Below are 16,499 nucleotides of genomic sequence, written 5' to 3'. Positions count from 1 at the left end.
CGTGCTTTCAACTTCAGCGCGTGGCGAACTGTTCGCAGCCGGCTTCAGTCAGGAAGTTGCGCGCAGCTTCATCGAAACTCGCCTGCGGCGCCAGCGTGCGCAGCACGGCATAACCGTCCGGCCGCGCCATCTCCACCAGGATCGTCTGCTGCAGCTCCTGCGGCAAGTTCTTGCGCAGGTCCGTCAGCTGGATCGGCCCGCCCGCCAGCACGTCGAGCGCGCCGCCGACCGATGTCCGGTCGTTCATGCTGAAGACCTCGTTGGAGGCGCTGTCATAGATCGCGATCGACCAGAAGGGCACGTTGCCTCTGGCCGTAAAGTGCACCGGCGCATCCTCGACGTCGAAGGAGCAGACGGCGGTGCGCAGGAAGGGGTCGCCATTGGCAAGGCCTGCCTCGTCATACTGGTCGTTCAGCAGGTAGAAATTGTTGAGGTCGCCTTCGGCCGCGACGCGGGTCGCCGCATCCCGGCCGGTGAAGTGCGGGAGCGACAGGATGATGACGAGATGCAGCAGTGCTGCGCCGAAAAGGCCGGTGAGAACGGCGAATATTATTCTAAGCATTGCCGCATCCGGTCTTGGTGAGCTTCGGCATGGCGAGATCGATCACGCCGGAACTGCCGGCCGTCGGCGTGTCGAACAGCGTCAGTACGAGCCGGAAGGTGCCGGCTTGCGGCAGCGCCAGCCAGTTGCCCGGCTGCGCGACGGCGGAGATCTCGATCGAGAAGCTGCTGTCGGGCTGGCGCAGCACCGTCCAGGAATTCAGCGCCGAGGGAAGCCCGTTTTTCACCGCTGCCGGATTGCCGCCATTGTCGGCGGTGAAGAGGGTCCAGAGGCGGGCAGGCGGCGTCTGCCCGCTGATGCGGTAGCGGCAGCCGGCATTCAGCCGCGCGCCCTCGTCATCGACGCTCGCCGTGAAGGTCAGGCCCTCGGCGCTGCCATAGAGCAGTTTGCCGGCGCGCGCCCGATGCGACTTGGCGTAAGGGTCGGCGTCAACCGTCTGCAATGCCGGAAAGGCTTCCCAGGCGCCGAGCTTGATGGCGCCGAAACCCTGTGTCGCATCCAGCGCATAGAGCGTGATCATGATGCCGCCGCCGAAGGCGACGATCAGCGTGATCAGGATGAAAAGGGGAAACCGAAACACGTCATGACCTTGGAAACCACATTGGATGAAAGGGTTACCACTGATTCTGGCAGGGTGGAATGCCGCGCCGTGACACGAGCGGCGATCTATCCACGGTTCATGCCGCATTCTCGGCGGCAAACCGGCACGGTCGATCCATCGATGTCAGGATCTCGGCATGATTGCGGTCGAGCTATTCGGCGCTCGCCACCTTCTGCGGCGCCAGCGGCGCGGCGTCTTTCAGCTTCTCGCCGAGATCCTTGAGGATGCCGGTCGATTGAACCGAGAGCATGCGCGGCCGGATGAGCTGCGGCAATCCGTCCTGCGGCTTGGCGGCTGCGGTCTTGGCGACGTCCTCTGCCGAGGGCAGGGGGTTTTCGATGCCGGGAATGGCGCGCAGCGTCACACCCTGGTGGGCGTAGTCCATGGCGCGCTTGAAGGTCATCGCCGGCAGCGAGCCGCCGGTCATGTTGTTCGTCGATGTGTAGTCGTCATTGCCGAACCAGACGGCGCAGGTGTAGTTGCCGGTGAAGCCGACGAACCAGGCGTCGCGATAGGCCTGGGTCGTGCCGGTCTTGCCTGCCGTGACGATGCCGTTGTCGAGCGCTGCCTTGCGCGCCGTGCCGACATAGGGGACGCGCGACAGCATCTGGTTCATGTAGGCGTCTGCCTGTTGGGACAGCACGCGTTTGGCCGCCGGCTCGTCGCGGTCGAAATCGTAGAGCACGTCGCCGTCGTAGTCGAGGATCTGGGTAATGCCGTGGCGGCGCGACTGGTAGCCACCGGCCGGGAAGGTGGCATAGGCGGTCGCCTGGTCGAGCACCGTCACCTCCGACGTGCCGATCGGAATGGTGACGTCGTCGCGGATCGGTGTTTCGACACCGAGGTTCTTCGCCATCGCCCGGATCGGCTGGATGCCGAGCTTCTCCTTGGCGAGCCGCACCGGGATCGTATTGATCGACTGGGCGATCGCGGTCTCGAGCGTTATGCGACCGACATAGCGGTTTGCATAATTGTGCGGGCTCCAGTTGCCCCAGTAGATCGGTGCGTCGACGACCGTCGTCTGCGGTGTCATCCCGCTCTCCATCGCCACCGCATAGGTGTAGACCTTGAAGGAGGAGCCCGGCTGGCGCAGCGCCTTGGTGGCGCGGTTGAACTGGCTTTCGCCGTAATCCCGCCCGCCGACCATGGCGCGCACGGCGCCGCCGTTTTCGATCATGACAAGGGCGCCCTGCTTGGCGTGATAGGCCTCGCCATATTCACGCAGCGAGGTCTCGACCGAATCCTCGGCCGCCTTCTGAATCCCCATATCGATCGTCGTGCGCACGATCAGCGAATGCTGGTGGAAGCGCGGCGAAAGCCGCTGCACCTCGTCGAAAGCCCAATCGAGGAAGAAATCAGGCGCTTCCATCTCGTTGCGGTCGACGACTGTCGCCGGGCTGCGCCTGGCGGCGATCACCTGGCCTTCGGTCATCAGCCCGCTCTGCACGAGATTGGTCAGCACCTCGTTGGCGCGCGCACGCGCGGCCGGCAGGTTGACATGCGGCGCATATTTCGCCGGCGCCTTGAAGAGGCCTGCGAGCATGGCGGATTCGGCAAGGTTCACATCGGCGATGTTCTTGCCGAAATAGAACTGTGCGGCTGCCGCAGCGCCAAAGGTGCCGCCGCCCATATAGGCGCGGTCGAGATAGGTGGACAGGATTTCCTTCTTCGAAAGGTTCGCCTCGAGCCACAGGGCCAGGAAGGCTTCTGTGACCTTGCGGTCGATCGACCGCTCGTTGGAAAGGAAGAGGTTCTTGGCGAGCTGCTGGGTCAGCGTCGAGCCGCCCTGGACGACTTCGCCGGCGCGCGCATTTTCGCTTATGGCGCGGAAGAGGCCGATGAAATCGATGCCGAAATGCTCGAAGAAGCGCCGGTCTTCCGTGGCGAGCACCGATTTGATCAGGGAATCGGGCAGCTCGTCGATCGGCACGGAATTCTGGTGGATGACGCCGCGATGGCCGATGACGTTGCCGTAGCGGTCGGTGAAGGTGACGGCGAAATCGCCGCGATTGCGCCAGTCTTCCTTGGTTGCCTCGAAGGCCGGCTGGGCAAGCACGAGCATCAGCACGGATCCGGCCGCGCCGAGCGTCAGCCCTTCGCCGGCAAGTTCGAAGACCATGCGTTTCCAGCCGCGCACGCGGAAGCGGCGGAAGAAGATGGTGGTGTCTTCCCAGATCTCGGCGGCGCGGAAGCCGGCGTTCCAGACGGTCGAATCGATCCATGAATCGATGCGCAGCAGGATGTGACGTCTCTTCGCCGGCCGCTTGTCCGGCGCGTCTGTCGTCTCTTTTCCTGGCCCGTTTTCTGGCTTGTCCGGATCCTGCACGTCCTGTATTCCCGCCTGATCGCGCATCGGTCGTTCCGGCGGCCGGAAGGTGACGAAAGCGCGAGGCCCGCATGGGGCAGAAAAGCTCTCCGGTATCTCCGATACCAGGAGTATGCTGAAGAATTGATTGATTTCTCAGCCGATAACAAGAGAGATACGTCGGCGGTCACGTGAATTTGCGGGCCGCTGTTGCAAGAAACGAACGATGAACGATCTACCCTTCTGGAAGAGCAAGACTCTTGCCGAAATGACGCCCGCCGAGTGGGAAAGCCTTTGCGACGGCTGCGGCCTCTGTTGTCTCAACAAGATCGAGGAATGGGATAGCGGCGATATCTATTTCACCTCGGTCAGCTGCAAGCTGCTCGACGGCGAAAGCTGTCGTTGCTCCAGCTACCAGAACCGCTGGGATTTCGTGCCGGATTGCGTGCAGCTGACGAAGGAGAACGTGCCTGATATCGCCTGGCTGCCGCCCACCTGCGGCTACCGGCTGATCAACGAAGGCCGCGATCTCTACTGGTGGCATCCGCTTGTTTCCGGCGATCCCGAAACCGTCCATGCCGCCGGTATTTCCGCGCGGGGCCGCACGATCAACGAAAACGAGATCGATATCGACGATCTCGAGGATTACGTCGTCGACTGGCCACTGACCGTGGGCGAGGACAAGGACGATCCGCAAGACGGATAGGGCGGCGTCTGCATGCGCCGCAAGCCGGCTTTCCCACGGGGAGCGAGGCGTTCGGGCTAGGACACTCAAAGCCCCGCCACATGCAAAAATTGGTGTCGGCCGCTGCTTGAATCCTGAAAAGCGAGATCCCATCTGGGGTGCGACCCGCTGGTCCGGGCCCCTCTGGCGAGAGCTTCGGCACTCTTGCGATGTCGGACCTTTTTCCGACAACCCGTGCCGATAGGGGACCATCTTTGGATTTCTCTTTTTTGTTCGTCGAGTGGCTGGGAACGCCGCTCTGGATGTGGTCGAGCTTTTTCGTCCTCGTCATCGCCATCCTGTCGTTCGACCTTGGTATTCTTCATAAGCAGAACAAGGAAATCGGCGTCCGGGAAAGCGTCAAGCTTTCCGCTCTCTATATCACGCTCGGCCTCGCCTTCGGCGGCTGGGTATGGTGGTATCTCGGCTCGGAGCCCGGCCTTGCCTATCTGACGGGCTTTGTCGTTGAAAAGACGCTCGCCCTCGACAACGTCTTCGTCATCGCCCTGATCTTCTCCTTCTTTGCCGTGCCGCGCATCTATCAGCACCGCGTGCTCTTCTGGGGCATTCTCGGCGTCATCGTGCTGCGCGCCATCATGATCGGCGTCGGCGCGACGCTGGTCGCCGAATTCGCCTGGGTTCTTTATATCTTCGCCGCCTTCCTGATCGCGACCGGCATCAAGATGCTGGTCGTCAAGGAAGCTGAGCCCGATGTCTCGAAGAACGTGCTCGTTCGCTTCATGCGCAACCGCTTCAACGTCACCGAGGAGCATCACGGCGAGCGGTTCTTCGTCAAAAAGGCGCATCCGGCGACGGGCAAGACGACCTGGTTCATCACGCCGCTCTTCATGGCGCTGGTGATGGTCGAAGTGGCCGATGTCATCTTCGCCGTCGATTCGGTCCCCGCGATCTTCGCGATCACCACCGATCCGTTCATCGTCTACACCTCGAACATCTTCGCGATCCTCGGTCTTCGCGCGCTCTATTTCGCGCTCGCGGCGATGATCCATCGCTTCCGCTACCTGAAGCCCGCACTTGCCATCGTGCTGGTCTTCATCGGCTCGAAGATCTTCCTCGCGGATCTGCTGGGCCTGGAAAAATTCCCGGCTGCTCTCTCGCTTGGGATCACCTTCGCGATCATCGCCTCGGGCGTGGTCTGGAGCCTCATCAAGACGCGCGATCCGCAGCAACCGTCTGAACAGACGCTGTAGAAAAGCGTTAGCCAAGGAGGGAAACAGATATGATCTCGGATTTCATCGGCTGGATTTTTGCCCTGTTCGTCGTCGATCCCTTGCACGCCCAGATACAGGAACAGGTTGAGCGTGCCCGGCTTCCCGCCGAAATTGTCAGCCAGTCCCAGGCCTGCCTGACATCCCAGGGGCCGCAGCTCATCAAGCGCGCCGCGGACGATTACGGCTGGGCTGCGGCCACCGTCGTCAGCATGGCGATCGGCCATACGTCGCCGGCCGAGCTTCTCGATGCGAGGGATCCGCAATGCGCAACCCTGATCGGCGTCCTGAAGGGGGCCGATGGAGATGCGTGACGGATACCAGCTGGAATGGGCTTTTAATGTCTGATCGAAACGGAAGTGCACGGCCATCCCAAGGGATGGCCACCGCGCGGCTCCGGGAGATGCTGGAGCTTGCCCGGGAGAAAGGCGGCCTCTCCATCGGCGAGGCACTGGAAACGATGGGCAGGACCAGCATCGCCTTCACCATCCTCTTCCTGGCAATCCCGGCGCTGACGCCGATTCCCGGTCCGTTCGGAATGGTGTTCGGCACCGCGCTTGCGCTGGTCTCCCTCCAGATCGTCGCGGGTGGCCGGAAGGTGTGGCTGCCCGCCGTCATCAGGAATCGCCAGGTCTCCCTGACAGCGCTCGATCTGGTCGTGCGTCACGCGGTTCCCGTCATTGCCCGGGTGGAGAAGGTGGTCCGCGCCGGCCGGCTGAAGGCGCTCACAGGCCCGATGGTGCAGGTGCTTCTCGGCATTCCCGTCTTCCTGCTCGCGGTGGTGATCGCGCTGCCGATCCCCTTCGGCAATATCCTGCCGGTATTCTCGCTGGTGGTCCTGGCGGTCGCCTTGATGGAGCGCGACGGGCTCGTCACCCTGATTGGGCTGCTGCTGACAACGGTGACGATCGGCGTGACCGCCGCTCTGCTTTATTTTATCCAGGCCATGATCGTCACGGCCTATTAGGCGTAGCACGGCAGTTCAGGGTTTCACCACGGCGAGGAAGCGCCGCAGCTCCGTCTCCACATAGGCGTCCACTGGTCCTTCCGAGCCAAAACCCCACCAGGTGAGCGAGCCCTGCCACTGCGACAGCATCAGCCGGGCGATGGTCTCCGGCGCCTTCGCCGATCCGAAACAGCGGGCAATCGCCGCCGTCAGAGCCGTTCCCCAGGCAGCACCCCGCGTACGCAGCACCGGATCGCGAAAATCCTCACGAAGCACCAGCAAACCTTCGCCATAGGCGGCGGCATTGTCGCCGTAATCCTGCGACAGGCCGACGAGCAGCGCGACGGCGCCCTCCGGGGTCTTCGGAACGGCCTCGGCGAGCCGCGCCGTTTCCGCGTCCAGCCTGTCCCAGGCATGGAGCAATGCCGCGCGCAGCATCGCCGCCTTCGTCGCAAACCGTTGCACCAGCGTCGAGCCGGAAAGGCCGCTGGCTTTCGCCACCGCCGCAAAGGTCGCCGCATCCGGCCCCTCGGCGTGGATCAGCGCCAGCACCATGGCGAGAAGCTGTTCATCGGAAAGCGTGCGGTGGCGCGGCATGAAATTCCTCTTGCATTCGTCATAAATATGAACGAACGTTCGTTTATATTCAATAGGGCGTCAATCATGGTCCGGCCCTTCCAGCCGTTCTAGCGTGGAGGATAAAGGAGTGACAGCAGACTTGCGGGATAAAGTGGCCTTGGTCGCAGGTGCGACGCGCGGCGCAGGCCGCGGCATTGCGGTGGAACTCGGCGCGGCCGGCGCGACCGTTTACGTCACGGGGCGCACGACACGCGCCCGGCAATCCGAATATCAGCGACCGGAGACGATCGAGGAGACCGCCGAACTGGTCACATTGGCGGGCGGCAGGGGCATTGCGGTGCGCGTGGATCACCTCGTCAAGCAGGAGGTCGAAGCGCTGGTTGCTCGCATTCGCCGCGAGGCCGGCCGGCTCGATATCCTCGTCAACGACATCTGGGGCTGCGAGAAACTGTTCGAATGGGACAAGGCTGTCTGGGAGCATTCGCTGGACAAGGGCCTGCGCATGCTGCAACTCGGCATCGAAACGCATCTGATCACCGCCCATTACGCCCTGCCGCTGATGATCGAACGGCCAGGCGGCTTGCTGGTGGAGGTGACCGACGGCACCGCCGAATACAATGCCACCCATTACCGGCTTTCGCCTTTCTACGATCTCGTCAAGACGAGCGTCACCCGCATGGCCTGGGCGCATGCGCAGGATTTGGCGAAACACGGCGCCACTGCCGTTTCGATCACGCCCGGCTGGCTGCGCTCCGAAATGATGCTGGAAGCTTATGGTGTGCGCGAGGACAACTGGCGCGACGCGACCAAGGCACAGCCGCACTTCGCCATTTCCGAAACGCCGCGCTTCCTCGGCCGCGCCGTCGCGGCGATCGCCGCCGATCCCGATCGCGCCCGCTGGAACGGCCAGTCGCTTTCGAGCGGCGCAATGGCCAAGGCCTATGGCTTCGACGATATCGACGGTTCGCGGCCGGATTGCTGGCGCTACCTGACCGAGGTCCAGGAGGCGGGCAAGCCGGCCGATGTGACGGGTTATCGGTGACGCTGCCCGTATTGCGCGTCGCCCCAAAAGCGGGGCGACATGCAAACCGCGGCTCAAACTGCTTCGATGATCAGGTTCGGGGATCGCGTTATTTCTTCGGCGCGCTGCTTCCGTGCGGAGCGGTTTGGGCGGCTGTCTTCATCTGGCTTGCGAATGTCCCTGCCGTCTTCGGCGCCAGCTTGTCTTTCTTCGGTTTCCGAACCTCGCGATTGCTTCTCAGCTGTCCTTTGGCCATGGATCGATCTCCTCTGTTCAGACGAAATTATGAGCTGCGGTCTGCGCCGTGTTCGCTCATTGGTCCGCAGCGCAATTCTTGCTGCCGAACAGTGCGCCGGCTCTTTGTTTTAACGCATGTCGTTGCCGCAAAAGCGCTTTACGCTTTGCCCGGGAAAACCGCTGCACACTTTTGCGCGACATGCTTTAGCTGGCGGCGCGCCTTTCGCGTGGCAATCCCTGTATCGCATATCGGTCGTAGACGGGCGTTATCGGCTTCGGCGGCTTCTTCAGCTTGCCGAAGTGGTGTTCGAGTGCCAGCGAAAGCATCTCTGGAGACGTTACGCCCTCCTGGAAGAGCTTGATCAGGAGCGTCGCCGCCACATTGAAGTTCGCTCCGTCGTCGATCACGATCTTGGCTTGGTAACCGGCGTCATCGAGCACGGACTGGAGCATGTCGAGATCGGATGACGTAAGATATGGCTTTTCGGAGGTGGAAGACATCGGTCCTCCTTTCGTCGGGGCTAGGGTATGAACCCTCGTCGGCAGCGCCCGTGCTATAGCTGCCGAAGGCGGGATCATGCGCCTTTCCTCCCGGCAACACAACGGGATTCTCGCCGCCGATCACGCGTGCAATCATGAAGGCCCGCACCTCTCGGGTGCGGGCCGATGGCGGTCATTCCGCCGGCTGGTAGGCTGCGGGTCTGGCGGTCGATTTGCGGGGACCGGCAGCCGCGAGCAGGGTGATCGCAACCGCAAGCAAGCCTACGAAGGCGATGCCGGCGAAGTAGGGATCCCAGCCGAAATGCGGCGATGCGCCGAAGACGGCGGAGGCGGCCGCAAGCACGATGCCGCCGCCGATCTGGAAGGAGGCGAAGAGCAGCCCGGAGGCGAGCCCCGACTTGTCGTCCTCCACGTCGGAAAGGGCAGCGACCTGCACCGAGGGGTAGGTCATGGCGTAGCCGAGGCCGAGCGGGATCTGCGAGAAGATGACGAGCAGGATCGGGTCCACATGTCCGACCGCGGCGACCCAGAAGATGTAGCTGAACGCTTGCAAGCCGACACCTGCCGCCATCAGTCCGGTGGCGCCGCGGTTCTGCGCGACGCTCGCAAAGCGTGGCGCCAGGAACATCACGAAGACGCCGCCAAGCGCGAAGCAGAAACCGGTCGTGAAGGCCGACCACCCTATGACGTTCTGATAATAGAGCGTCGCCAGGAACTGGAAGCCGACATAAGCGCCCTGGAACAGGGCGGCAATCGCATTGGCATGCCGGAGCTTGGCCCGGCGGAACATGCCGAGCGGCACCATCGGATCGGCATGGCGTGCTTCGACTGCGAGAAACAGCAGGATCAGCACCAGCGACGCCAGCAGCGAAGCCCAGGTCGGGAAAGCCTGCCAGCCGGCGGCTGCGGCATTGGTGATGCCGAAGACGAAGAGCAGCAGCCCTGGCGTGATCGTCAGGGCGCCGGCCCAGTCGAAGGCGGGCCGCGGTCCCGTCCTTTTCGGATCGGCCGGCAGCGCCAGCGGCGCAAGAACGAGCGTCAGGATGGCGACGGGCGCGCCCATGACAAGCGTTGCCCGCCAGCTGAACACCGTCGCCGCACCACCGATCACCATGCCGAGCACGAAGCCGGTGGCGCCGGTGGAGGCGAAGACGCCGAGCGCTTTCGCTCGCGCGGTACCTTCGCCGAACACGGAGAGCAGCAGGGCGAGTGCTGCCGGCGCCGTGAAGGCGGCGGCAATGCCCTTGATCAGGCGGGCTGCGATCAGCGTCGGCCCGCTATCGACGAAGCCGCCGGCGATGCTGGCGGCGGCAAAGATCGCCAGCGACCAGAGGAAGACGCGCCGGTGGCCGAAGACATCGGCGACCCGACCGCCGAGCAGCAGGAAGCCGCCGTAGCCGAGCACATAGGCGCTGACGGTCCATTGCAGCGATGTCGCCTCCATGCCGAGTTCGGCCTGGATGGCCGGGAGCGCGACGCCGATCGTGGAGACGTCCATGGCGTCGAGGAAATTGGCGGTGCAGAGCAGCAGCAATGCCAGCCATGCGCCATTTTGCGATTTGGAAAGAGTCATCGAAATTGTTCCTTGTTGGCTGCCGCCTCATCGGGGGAGGGTGCCGCAGCGGCAGGGAACAAGAAAATGTACAGCTTCCAATCCTATTGCAAATTGATAGTAGCCATGCCAGGTATTACTCATAATGATGAATGACGCCACGCTCCGCAAAATCGACCTGAACCTCCTGCTGGCCTTTTCCGTGCTGATGCAGGAGCGCAATGTCAGCCGCGCCGCCGAGCGCCTGCTGCTGGGGCAGCCGGGCCTGTCGGCGGCTTTGCGGCGCCTGCGCGAGGCGCTGGACGACGAATTGTTCGTGCGTGTCGGACGCGGCCTGCAGCCGACGCCGCGCGCCCTTTCCATCGCTCCGGCGATCGAGGATGCCCTGTCGGGCATCGAGCGCGCCATCCGCCCGCAGGCCGAGTTCGATCCGGCGAGCTGGCAGGGCGAGTTCCGCATCGGCATGTGCGACAATCTCGAATCGGCCTTCTTCGGTCCGCTTGCCGCCCGGCTGCTCCAGCTTTCGCCGGGCGCCCGGCTCATCGGCATTGCCTCGGAAAAGCGCGATGCCTCGCGCCGGCTGGACGAAGGTGTTTTCGACTTCAGCGTCTCCGTGCATGACGAGCCGGCCTCCTGGCATATCCGCGCGCCGCTGTTCAACCAGGCCTCGATCTGCATTTACGACGATGCCCAGCTGCGGCTGACGGCGCCGTTGAGCCTGCAGGATTTTGCCGATGCTGCGCATGTCACCGTCTCGTTCGAAGGCAATGCTTCGACGGGCATCGATATCGCGCTCGGCCGCACCGGCCGCAGCCGCCGGGTGGTGGCGACCGTGCCGCGCTTTTCGGCCCTGCCGACGGCGCTGAGGGCGATGCCGGCAATCGCCACCGTGCCGGAATCGATTGGCCGCTGCATGGCGCAATTGCATGGGCTGACCATTTGCGCGCCGCCGCTTTCGCTGCCGGCCGATCCCGTCACCATGCTCTACCGCCGCGTCGATCAGGCGGACGGCCGGGCGCGCTGGTTCCGCCGTCTGTTTATCGACGTCGCCGGCGAGGCGCTCGAAGCCTCGGGATGCCGCGTCTCGATATCGAGAGCCGCGGCCTGAAGGTCCGTTACAGCTCGCCTTTGTGGAAATAGGCTTCGAGACGGTAGCCATCGGGATCGATGACGAAGGCAGCGTAGTAGAACTGTCCGTAATCCGGCCGGATGCCCGGTTCGCCATTGTCCGTGCCGCCGGATGCGACGGCTGCAGCATGAAAGGCGTCTACGGCGGCTTCGTTCGGGGCGACGAAGCAGAAATGCAGTCCCGACCGCATGTCTGCAACGATCGGATGCTCGACCTGCATCACCCAGAACCCGACGCTTTCCGGGCCATAACCGACCATGCCGTCGGAGTTGGACAAGCGCTCATATCCGAGCGGTGCCAGCGCCGCATCATAGAAGCGGCGGGCTCTTTCGAGGTCTTTTACGCCGATGGAGACATGATCGAACATGGGCTGCGAACTCCTCTTCGTCGGTTCATGCCTGAGATGGATTGCCCACCCCGAAGAGATGGCGCGACGTCATCCTCTTTCAACCGCAGTCTGAGGTCAACGAGATGCGTCCATCATAGGATGGCGAAATGGCGTTCCAGGCCGGCGATTCTATCCATCGCCCTGATGAAGAAATCTGGCGCACCGGCATTGCCACTCTTCAAGGCGAGACCGAGCGGCCCGGCGCGGTCGGCGACGAGAACCGGCAGGCCGGGATCGATTTCCGGCCCGACCGTCATGCTTTTGAGGCCGAGCGCTTCCACCACCGCGATGGAGGTGTCGCTGCCGCCGACGACGATCTGCCGCATGCCGGCGTCGGCGAGCCGCCGTGCCAGCCCGCCGAAGAAGGCCTCGAGCTTTTTGCCAACCTCCGCCTGCCCGAAACGCTGCTGCACGAAGGCCACCACTTCAGGGGCGGCGGTGGAATAGACGATGGGATGTTCGGCGGCATTCTGCTCCACCCAGCGCGCCGCGCGCTCCACCGACATCGAGCCGCGCATCAGCACGGCAGGATCGATCGCAAGGCCGGGATGGTTCTGGAGGTGGCAGGCGACCTGGTTCTGCGACGCCGTGGAGCAGGAGCCGCAGAGCACGACGCCGGGACCGTCCACCAGAGGCACCGCCCCCGCCATGCCGGAGAGCTTGCCCTGCTTGCGGAAATTCCGCGGCAGGGCCTGCGCGATGCCGAGGCTGCCGGTGACGAGCTTGTGGTCGGCGACCGCAGCCGCGATCGTTGCAAGGTCGCTCTCCTCGATGGCGTCGACGACGACGAGGCGATGACCGGCGGTCAACTCGGAGCGCAGGCCGTTGCGCAGGACTTCGATGCCCGCGCGTACGGTATCGAGCGCAAGGCTGCCGATCTCGCCGCGGCTCTGCTGCTGCAGCCAGCGGCGGATATCGGGATCGCTCATCGGCGTCAGCGGATGGTCCTGCATGCCGGATTGGCTGAGCAAACGGTCGCCGACGACGAGATGTCCCATGAAGAGCCGCCGGCCCATCGCCGGAAAGGCCGGGCAGACAACGGCAACGCCGGCATTGGTCAGCCGCAGCAATGCTTCGGCCACCGGCCCGATATTGCCGCCCGGCGCCGAATCGAAGGTCGAGGAATATTGGAAAAGAATCTGCTCGCAGCCCTGGTCGAGCAGCCAGCGGGCCGCCTCCAGCGACTGGCGCACCGCATCGTCGACCGGCGCCCAGCGGGCTTTCAGCGCGACGACGCCGGCCTCGCAATCCGCCCTTCCGCGGCCGGGACCGACGAACTACATGGTCGACATGCCACCCCTTGCAAGAGCGTTGGCAAGTTCGCCGGCGCCGGCTAAATCATCGGCAATGGCTCCAAGCAGCATGTCAGAAAAGCTCCGGCAAGCTGCCAGGTTCGCCGCCTATCCTTCCGGCCGCGCCTGTCGCCAGGATTGTCATGTGAAGCGCCCCCGCTCAAAGACATCGATGCCGGCAGTCCGGCGTTCCGGTGCGAGTCGCCCCGACCGGCACAGCTTTAGCTACGATAAGGCGAGCGACGCTGTCACGTCATTTCCGGGGAGGGTGAATTGATATCCACGCGGTATCCGCCCGCCTGCTCGGCGGGGGAATCGTTGAGGCGGCGGGGCTCTATTGCAGCTGCGGTTTCCGGAGAAAACTGTTGCGATCGGCGGACTTGATGCGCAGCCATGCTTCCCGGCCGTTGCGCAGGATCCGCATGGGAATTTCGGCGCCGGCGGGGCCGCTGCTCCACACTTTGCGATAAAAATCGGCCAGGCCATCGACCTCTTCATCCCGGATTTCGGAGATGATGTCGCCTTGGCGCAGCCCTGCCTGAGCGGCGGGACTGCCTTCGGCGACACTCATGACCACGACGCCGCCATTGCTCTCGGCGGAGAATGCGCCGAGCCAGGGCCGCGGCGGCTTGTTGACCTGGCCGCGATTCAGGAGGTCGTCGAGGATCGGCAGCAGCAGGTCGATCGGCACGGCCATGTTGATATCGGCGGTCTCGCTGCCCTGGCTCATCTGAAGGCGAAGCGAGCCGATGCCGAGGAGCTTGCCGTCCGAGCCGATCAGCGCCGCGCCGCCCCATGCCGGATGGGCCGGTGCGGTGAAAATCGCCTCATCCAGCAGATATTCCCAGTAACCGGCGAATTCCTGCCTGGCGACGATATTCGCCTCGACGAATTCGCCCATCCCGTCGACAAGCACGACCGGATCGCCCGGCTTGGCTCCGGGTGCATCGCCAAAAGGCACCGCCGGAGCGCCGAGCGTGCCGAGCGCCTGTACCAGGCCGAAGCCGCTTTCCTGATCATAGGCAAGGGGATGAGCGGGAACCACGCGCCCGTCACGGGTCGTCAGCCACACCTCGTCGGCCTCGGTGATGAGATAACCGATCGTCAGCACCAGCCCGTTGTCCCGGATGACCACACCGCTGCCCTCCCGGAGGGTGCCCAGCGTCTCAGCGGTGAAGGCATCTTCCGGAATTGAGGAGCGCACGGCCACGACAGACCGCAGGATCGGATCGATATTCATGCTTTCATCCCAATGGAGCGCCGGCGCGGAAGCTGGAAGCCGCGCATCCCGCTTGAATAGGTAAGAAGATGGATGAGCGGAGGCAAGGCTTGGCGAACGGATTTTCCACGCCGCACCCTGACGCCATATTCTTGATGACAGCAGCTTTACACAACAATATACAGTCAATCCTATCAGGAATCAGACTGGTATGGATCCGAAATGAAGGATTGGCATCCCGATCTCAGCCGCAGCAGCAGCCCCCGCTATATGGCGATTGCCGATCTGATCGAAATGGATCTGCGCAGCGGGCATCTGGCGGCGGGGGATAGGCTGCCGCCGCAACGCGAACTCGCCAAGCGGCTGAATGTCGACTTCACCACGGTGGCAAGAGGCTATGTCGAGGCGCAAAAGCGTGGCCTTGTCGATTCCCATGTCGGCCGGGGCACTTTCGTCACCGGTGGCGCCGACAGGGAACGCCGGGCTTTCGCGCCGGAGGCCGCGTCCGATCCCCGCCGCGCATCCATCGTCGATTTTTCGATGAACATGCCGCCGGAACCGGATGATCCGGAACTGATCGCGCGCATGCGTGAGGGCATGTCTGCGGTGGCGGCAAACCTCGTTCCGCTGCTGCGCTACCAGGGTTTCGGCGGCGCCGGCATGGACAAGGAAGCCGCTTCCGCCTGGCTTGGCCGCCGCGGGCTGAAGCCAGCGCAGGAGCGGATCTTCGTCACGCCAGGCGCCCATCCGGCGCTACTTGCGATCTTCGGCCTGCTCGCAAAACCCGGCGAGACCGTGCTTTCGGAAATCATCACCTATCCCGGCATGCGCTCGATCGCCGCCCAGCTGCGGCTCAATCTCGCCGGCCTGCCGATGGATGAGGACGGTATCCTGCCGGACGCCTTTGCCAAGGCCTGCGAGAGCCTGAAGCCGAGGGCGCTCTATGTCAATCCGACGCTGCAGAACCCGATGACGCTGACGATCCCCGCCGGGCGCCGCGAGGAGATCGCAGCCGTTGCCCGCAAATATCAGGTGCCGATCGTCGAGGACGATGCCTATGGCTTCATTCCGTTGGAGGGGGCGTCGCCGCTTGCGGCAATAGCCCCTGATCTGACCTGGCATATCGGCGGGCTGGCAAAATGCATCGGCGCGGGCCTGCGCCTTGCCTATGTCGTGGCGCCGGATACCAAGGCCGTCTGGCCTTTCGTCAGCGCCATGCGCGCCAATAATGTGATGGCCTCGCCGCTGAACGTGGCGCTCGTCACCCGCTGGATCGAGGATGGGACGGCGGATGCGATCCTGCGGTTCATCCGCGCCGAGGCTGCCGCGCGCCAGCAGATGGTGGCTGAAATCCTGCCTGCCGGCAGCTATCGCGCCGATCCGCTGAGTTTCAACATCTGGCTGCCCTTGTCGAACGGCTGGACCCGCTCCACATTCGGCAGCCATATGCGCTCCTCGGGCATCGGTGTGGTGGCAAGTGATGCCTTCACGGTCGAGGGCGCCGCCCCGGAGGCTGTGCGGGTCTGCCTCGGCGGTCCGATCACGCGGGAGAAACTGCAGGGCGCACTGGAATTCATGGCCCATGCGCTCGAAGGCCCGCCGGAGATGGCCGCTTCGTTCTTCTGACGAGCGGCGCTGAAATCACCAATCACCCAGAGCTTTGCCGCTGCCACGCAAGTGCGGTTTCCGTGCCGCGCCCGGGCGCGGCAACCAGCTGCCTTAGCCATCGCGGATCTGCGTCATTCTGACAAATTGATCGGCGAAAGCGGTCTAATGTAATTATATTGAATGCATACATTTATGGCATTGATTGCATCAATGCCTGTGGATCGAAAGCGAGGCACCATGGATACCGAATATCCCCCACTTCCTCCGATGCAGACCGGAATCAGGGGCCGCTGCCCGCGCTGCGGCCAGGGCCATATGTTCAAGGGCTTCCTGACATTACGGCCGGAATGCGAGGTCTGCGGCCTCGATTATTCCTTCGCCGATCCGGCCGACGGTCCGGCCTTCTTCGTCATCTGCTTCGCCTGCATCCCGAGCGTGCTGCTCGGCGTCTGGCTGGAAGTGGCCTTTTCAGCACCGATTTGGGCGCAGTTCCTGTTCACCGGCCCATTCATGCTCGCCACCTGCATTCCTCCCCTCCGGCCTCTCAAGGGCTGGCTGGTCGCCAGCCAGTATTTCTACAAGGCGGAGGAGGGCAGGATCGCCTGA

At 63.6% G+C, this 16,499-nt stretch carries 16 protein-coding genes and 1 pseudogene; 8 read left to right on the top strand and 9 right to left on the bottom strand.

Features of this window, described 5'->3' with window-relative positions; all coding sequences use genetic code 11:
- Positions 1 to 13: 13 nt before the first annotated feature.
- The 3 genes from CO670_RS18870 to CO670_RS18860 form a co-directional block, all read right to left on the bottom strand.
- Entirely contained in the window at positions 14 to 562 is a 549-nt protein-coding gene (locus tag CO670_RS18870; RefSeq protein ID WP_097591642.1) for a DUF1254 domain-containing protein, read from the bottom strand.
- Positions 555 to 1,142: a DUF1214 domain-containing protein gene (locus CO670_RS18865; protein WP_088688115.1), complete on the bottom strand. Its 588-nt coding sequence runs from the start codon at positions 1,140 to 1,142 to the stop codon at positions 555 to 557. The genes CO670_RS18870 and CO670_RS18865 overlap by 8 nt, the downstream gene beginning before the upstream one ends.
- A 172-nt stretch (positions 1,143 to 1,314) precedes the next feature.
- Positions 1,315 to 3,516 (bottom strand): PBP1A family penicillin-binding protein, encoded by a 2,202-nt coding sequence (locus CO670_RS18860; RefSeq protein ID WP_245425890.1) that lies wholly within the window; start codon positions 3,514 to 3,516, stop codon positions 1,315 to 1,317.
- A gap of 178 nt (positions 3,517 to 3,694) precedes the next feature.
- Between CO670_RS18860 and CO670_RS18855 the strand changes: the two genes are divergently transcribed.
- The 4 genes from CO670_RS18855 (at position 3,695) to CO670_RS18840 (ending at position 6,388) form a co-directional block, all read left to right on the top strand.
- Positions 3,695 to 4,174, top strand: coding sequence for a YcgN family cysteine cluster protein (locus tag CO670_RS18855; protein ID WP_097591641.1), 480 nt, complete (start codon positions 3,695 to 3,697; stop codon positions 4,172 to 4,174).
- A 233-nt stretch (positions 4,175 to 4,407) separates the two neighbouring features.
- Positions 4,408 to 5,403 carry a TerC family protein gene (locus CO670_RS18850; protein ID WP_097591640.1) on the top strand — a complete coding sequence of 332 codons (996 nt, stop codon included), beginning with the start codon at positions 4,408 to 4,410 and terminating at the stop codon, positions 5,401 to 5,403.
- A 29-nt stretch (positions 5,404 to 5,432) separates the two neighbouring features.
- Positions 5,433 to 5,735 (top strand): hypothetical protein, encoded by a 303-nt coding sequence (locus CO670_RS18845; protein ID WP_097591639.1) that lies wholly within the window; start codon positions 5,433 to 5,435, stop codon positions 5,733 to 5,735.
- Between the two features lie 26 nt (positions 5,736 to 5,761).
- Entirely contained in the window at positions 5,762 to 6,388 is a 627-nt protein-coding gene (locus CO670_RS18840; protein ID WP_097591638.1) for an exopolysaccharide biosynthesis protein, read from the top strand.
- Positions 6,389 to 6,403: 15 nt separating this feature from the next.
- On the opposite strand, the gene CO670_RS18835 is transcribed toward CO670_RS18840, so the two are convergent.
- Positions 6,404 to 6,964, bottom strand: coding sequence for a TetR family transcriptional regulator (locus CO670_RS18835; protein ID WP_097591637.1), 561 nt, complete (start codon positions 6,962 to 6,964; stop codon positions 6,404 to 6,406).
- Between the two features lie 109 nt (positions 6,965 to 7,073).
- Here CO670_RS18835 and CO670_RS18830 point away from each other — a divergent pair, with 109 nt between their 5' ends.
- Positions 7,074 to 7,988, top strand: a complete 915-nt coding sequence (locus tag CO670_RS18830) for an SDR family oxidoreductase (RefSeq protein WP_097591636.1) — start codon at positions 7,074 to 7,076, stop codon at positions 7,986 to 7,988.
- Between the two features lie 420 nt (positions 7,989 to 8,408).
- Here CO670_RS18830 and CO670_RS18825 read toward each other — a convergent pair whose 3' ends face one another.
- On the bottom strand, positions 8,409 to 8,783 hold the full coding sequence (locus CO670_RS18825) for a hypothetical protein (RefSeq protein ID WP_176538977.1): 375 nt from the start codon (positions 8,781 to 8,783) through the stop codon (positions 8,409 to 8,411).
- Between the two features lie 94 nt (positions 8,784 to 8,877).
- Entirely contained in the window at positions 8,878 to 10,278 is a 1,401-nt protein-coding gene (locus CO670_RS18820) for an MFS transporter (RefSeq protein WP_097591634.1), read from the bottom strand.
- A 124-nt stretch (positions 10,279 to 10,402) separates the two neighbouring features.
- Here CO670_RS18820 and CO670_RS18815 point away from each other — a divergent pair, with 124 nt between their 5' ends.
- A complete protein-coding gene (locus CO670_RS18815; protein ID WP_097591633.1) occupies positions 10,403 to 11,365 on the top strand; it encodes a LysR family transcriptional regulator in 963 nt (320 codons plus the stop codon).
- Between the two features lie 7 nt (positions 11,366 to 11,372).
- Here the strand turns inward: CO670_RS18815 and CO670_RS18810 are convergent, their stop codons facing one another.
- The 3 genes and pseudogenes from CO670_RS18810 to CO670_RS18800 form a co-directional block, all read right to left on the bottom strand.
- Positions 11,373 to 11,753: a VOC family protein gene (locus CO670_RS18810; protein WP_097591632.1), complete on the bottom strand. Its 381-nt coding sequence runs from the start codon at positions 11,751 to 11,753 to the stop codon at positions 11,373 to 11,375.
- Positions 11,754 to 11,866: 113 nt separating this feature from the next.
- A pseudogene (gene otnK, locus CO670_RS33735) lies at positions 11,867 to 13,015 on the bottom strand (3-oxo-tetronate kinase); the annotation flags it as partial.
- Positions 13,016 to 13,400: 385 nt separating this feature from the next.
- The gene (locus CO670_RS18800; protein ID WP_097591631.1) at positions 13,401 to 14,306 is read right to left on the bottom strand and encodes a S1C family serine protease; all 906 of its coding nucleotides are present in this window, start codon (positions 14,304 to 14,306) and stop codon (positions 13,401 to 13,403) included.
- A gap of 201 nt (positions 14,307 to 14,507) precedes the next feature.
- Here CO670_RS18800 and CO670_RS18795 point away from each other — a divergent pair, with 201 nt between their 5' ends.
- Positions 14,508 to 15,911, top strand: a complete 1,404-nt coding sequence (locus tag CO670_RS18795; protein WP_097591630.1) for a PLP-dependent aminotransferase family protein — start codon at positions 14,508 to 14,510, stop codon at positions 15,909 to 15,911.
- A 219-nt stretch (positions 15,912 to 16,130) separates the two neighbouring features.
- Positions 16,131 to 16,499 (top strand): DUF983 domain-containing protein, encoded by a 369-nt coding sequence (locus tag CO670_RS18790; RefSeq protein WP_088674491.1) that lies wholly within the window; start codon positions 16,131 to 16,133, stop codon positions 16,497 to 16,499.

Source organism: Rhizobium sp. J15, from assembly GCF_002531825.1.
In the GTDB taxonomy this organism is placed as follows: domain Bacteria; phylum Pseudomonadota; class Alphaproteobacteria; order Rhizobiales; family Rhizobiaceae; genus Rhizobium.
Note: the sequence above shows the minus strand (reverse complement) of the source record. Positions and strands in the feature narration are given on the sequence as shown.

Bases quoted from the DNA above. Each gene is read 5' to 3' on its own strand.
- CO670_RS18795 (WP_097591630.1), top strand. From the start codon at position 14,508: ATGAAGGATTGGCATCCCGATCTCAGCCGCAGCAGCAGCCCCCGCTAT.
- CO670_RS18855 (WP_097591641.1), top strand. From the start codon at position 3,695: ATGAACGATCTACCCTTCTGGAAGAGCAAGACTCTTGCCGAAATGACG.
- CO670_RS18860 (WP_245425890.1), bottom strand. From the start codon at position 3,516: ATGCGCGATCAGGCGGGAATACAGGACGTGCAGGATCCGGACAAGCCA.
- CO670_RS18835 (WP_097591637.1), bottom strand. From the start codon at position 6,964: ATGCCGCGCCACCGCACGCTTTCCGATGAACAGCTTCTCGCCATGGTG.
- CO670_RS18840 (WP_097591638.1), top strand. From the start codon at position 5,762: ATGTCTGATCGAAACGGAAGTGCACGGCCATCCCAAGGGATGGCCACC.
- CO670_RS18870 (WP_097591642.1), bottom strand. From the start codon at position 562: ATGCTTAGAATAATATTCGCCGTTCTCACCGGCCTTTTCGGCGCAGCA.
- CO670_RS18815 (WP_097591633.1), top strand. From the start codon at position 10,403: ATGATGAATGACGCCACGCTCCGCAAAATCGACCTGAACCTCCTGCTG.
- CO670_RS18845 (WP_097591639.1), top strand. From the start codon at position 5,433: ATGATCTCGGATTTCATCGGCTGGATTTTTGCCCTGTTCGTCGTCGAT.
- CO670_RS18800 (WP_097591631.1), bottom strand. From the start codon at position 14,306: ATGAATATCGATCCGATCCTGCGGTCTGTCGTGGCCGTGCGCTCCTCA.
- CO670_RS18825 (WP_176538977.1), bottom strand. From the start codon at position 8,783: ATGATCCCGCCTTCGGCAGCTATAGCACGGGCGCTGCCGACGAGGGTT.
- CO670_RS18790 (WP_088674491.1), top strand. From the start codon at position 16,131: ATGGATACCGAATATCCCCCACTTCCTCCGATGCAGACCGGAATCAGG.
- CO670_RS18820 (WP_097591634.1), bottom strand. From the start codon at position 10,278: ATGACTCTTTCCAAATCGCAAAATGGCGCATGGCTGGCATTGCTGCTG.
- CO670_RS18810 (WP_097591632.1), bottom strand. From the start codon at position 11,753: ATGTTCGATCATGTCTCCATCGGCGTAAAAGACCTCGAAAGAGCCCGC.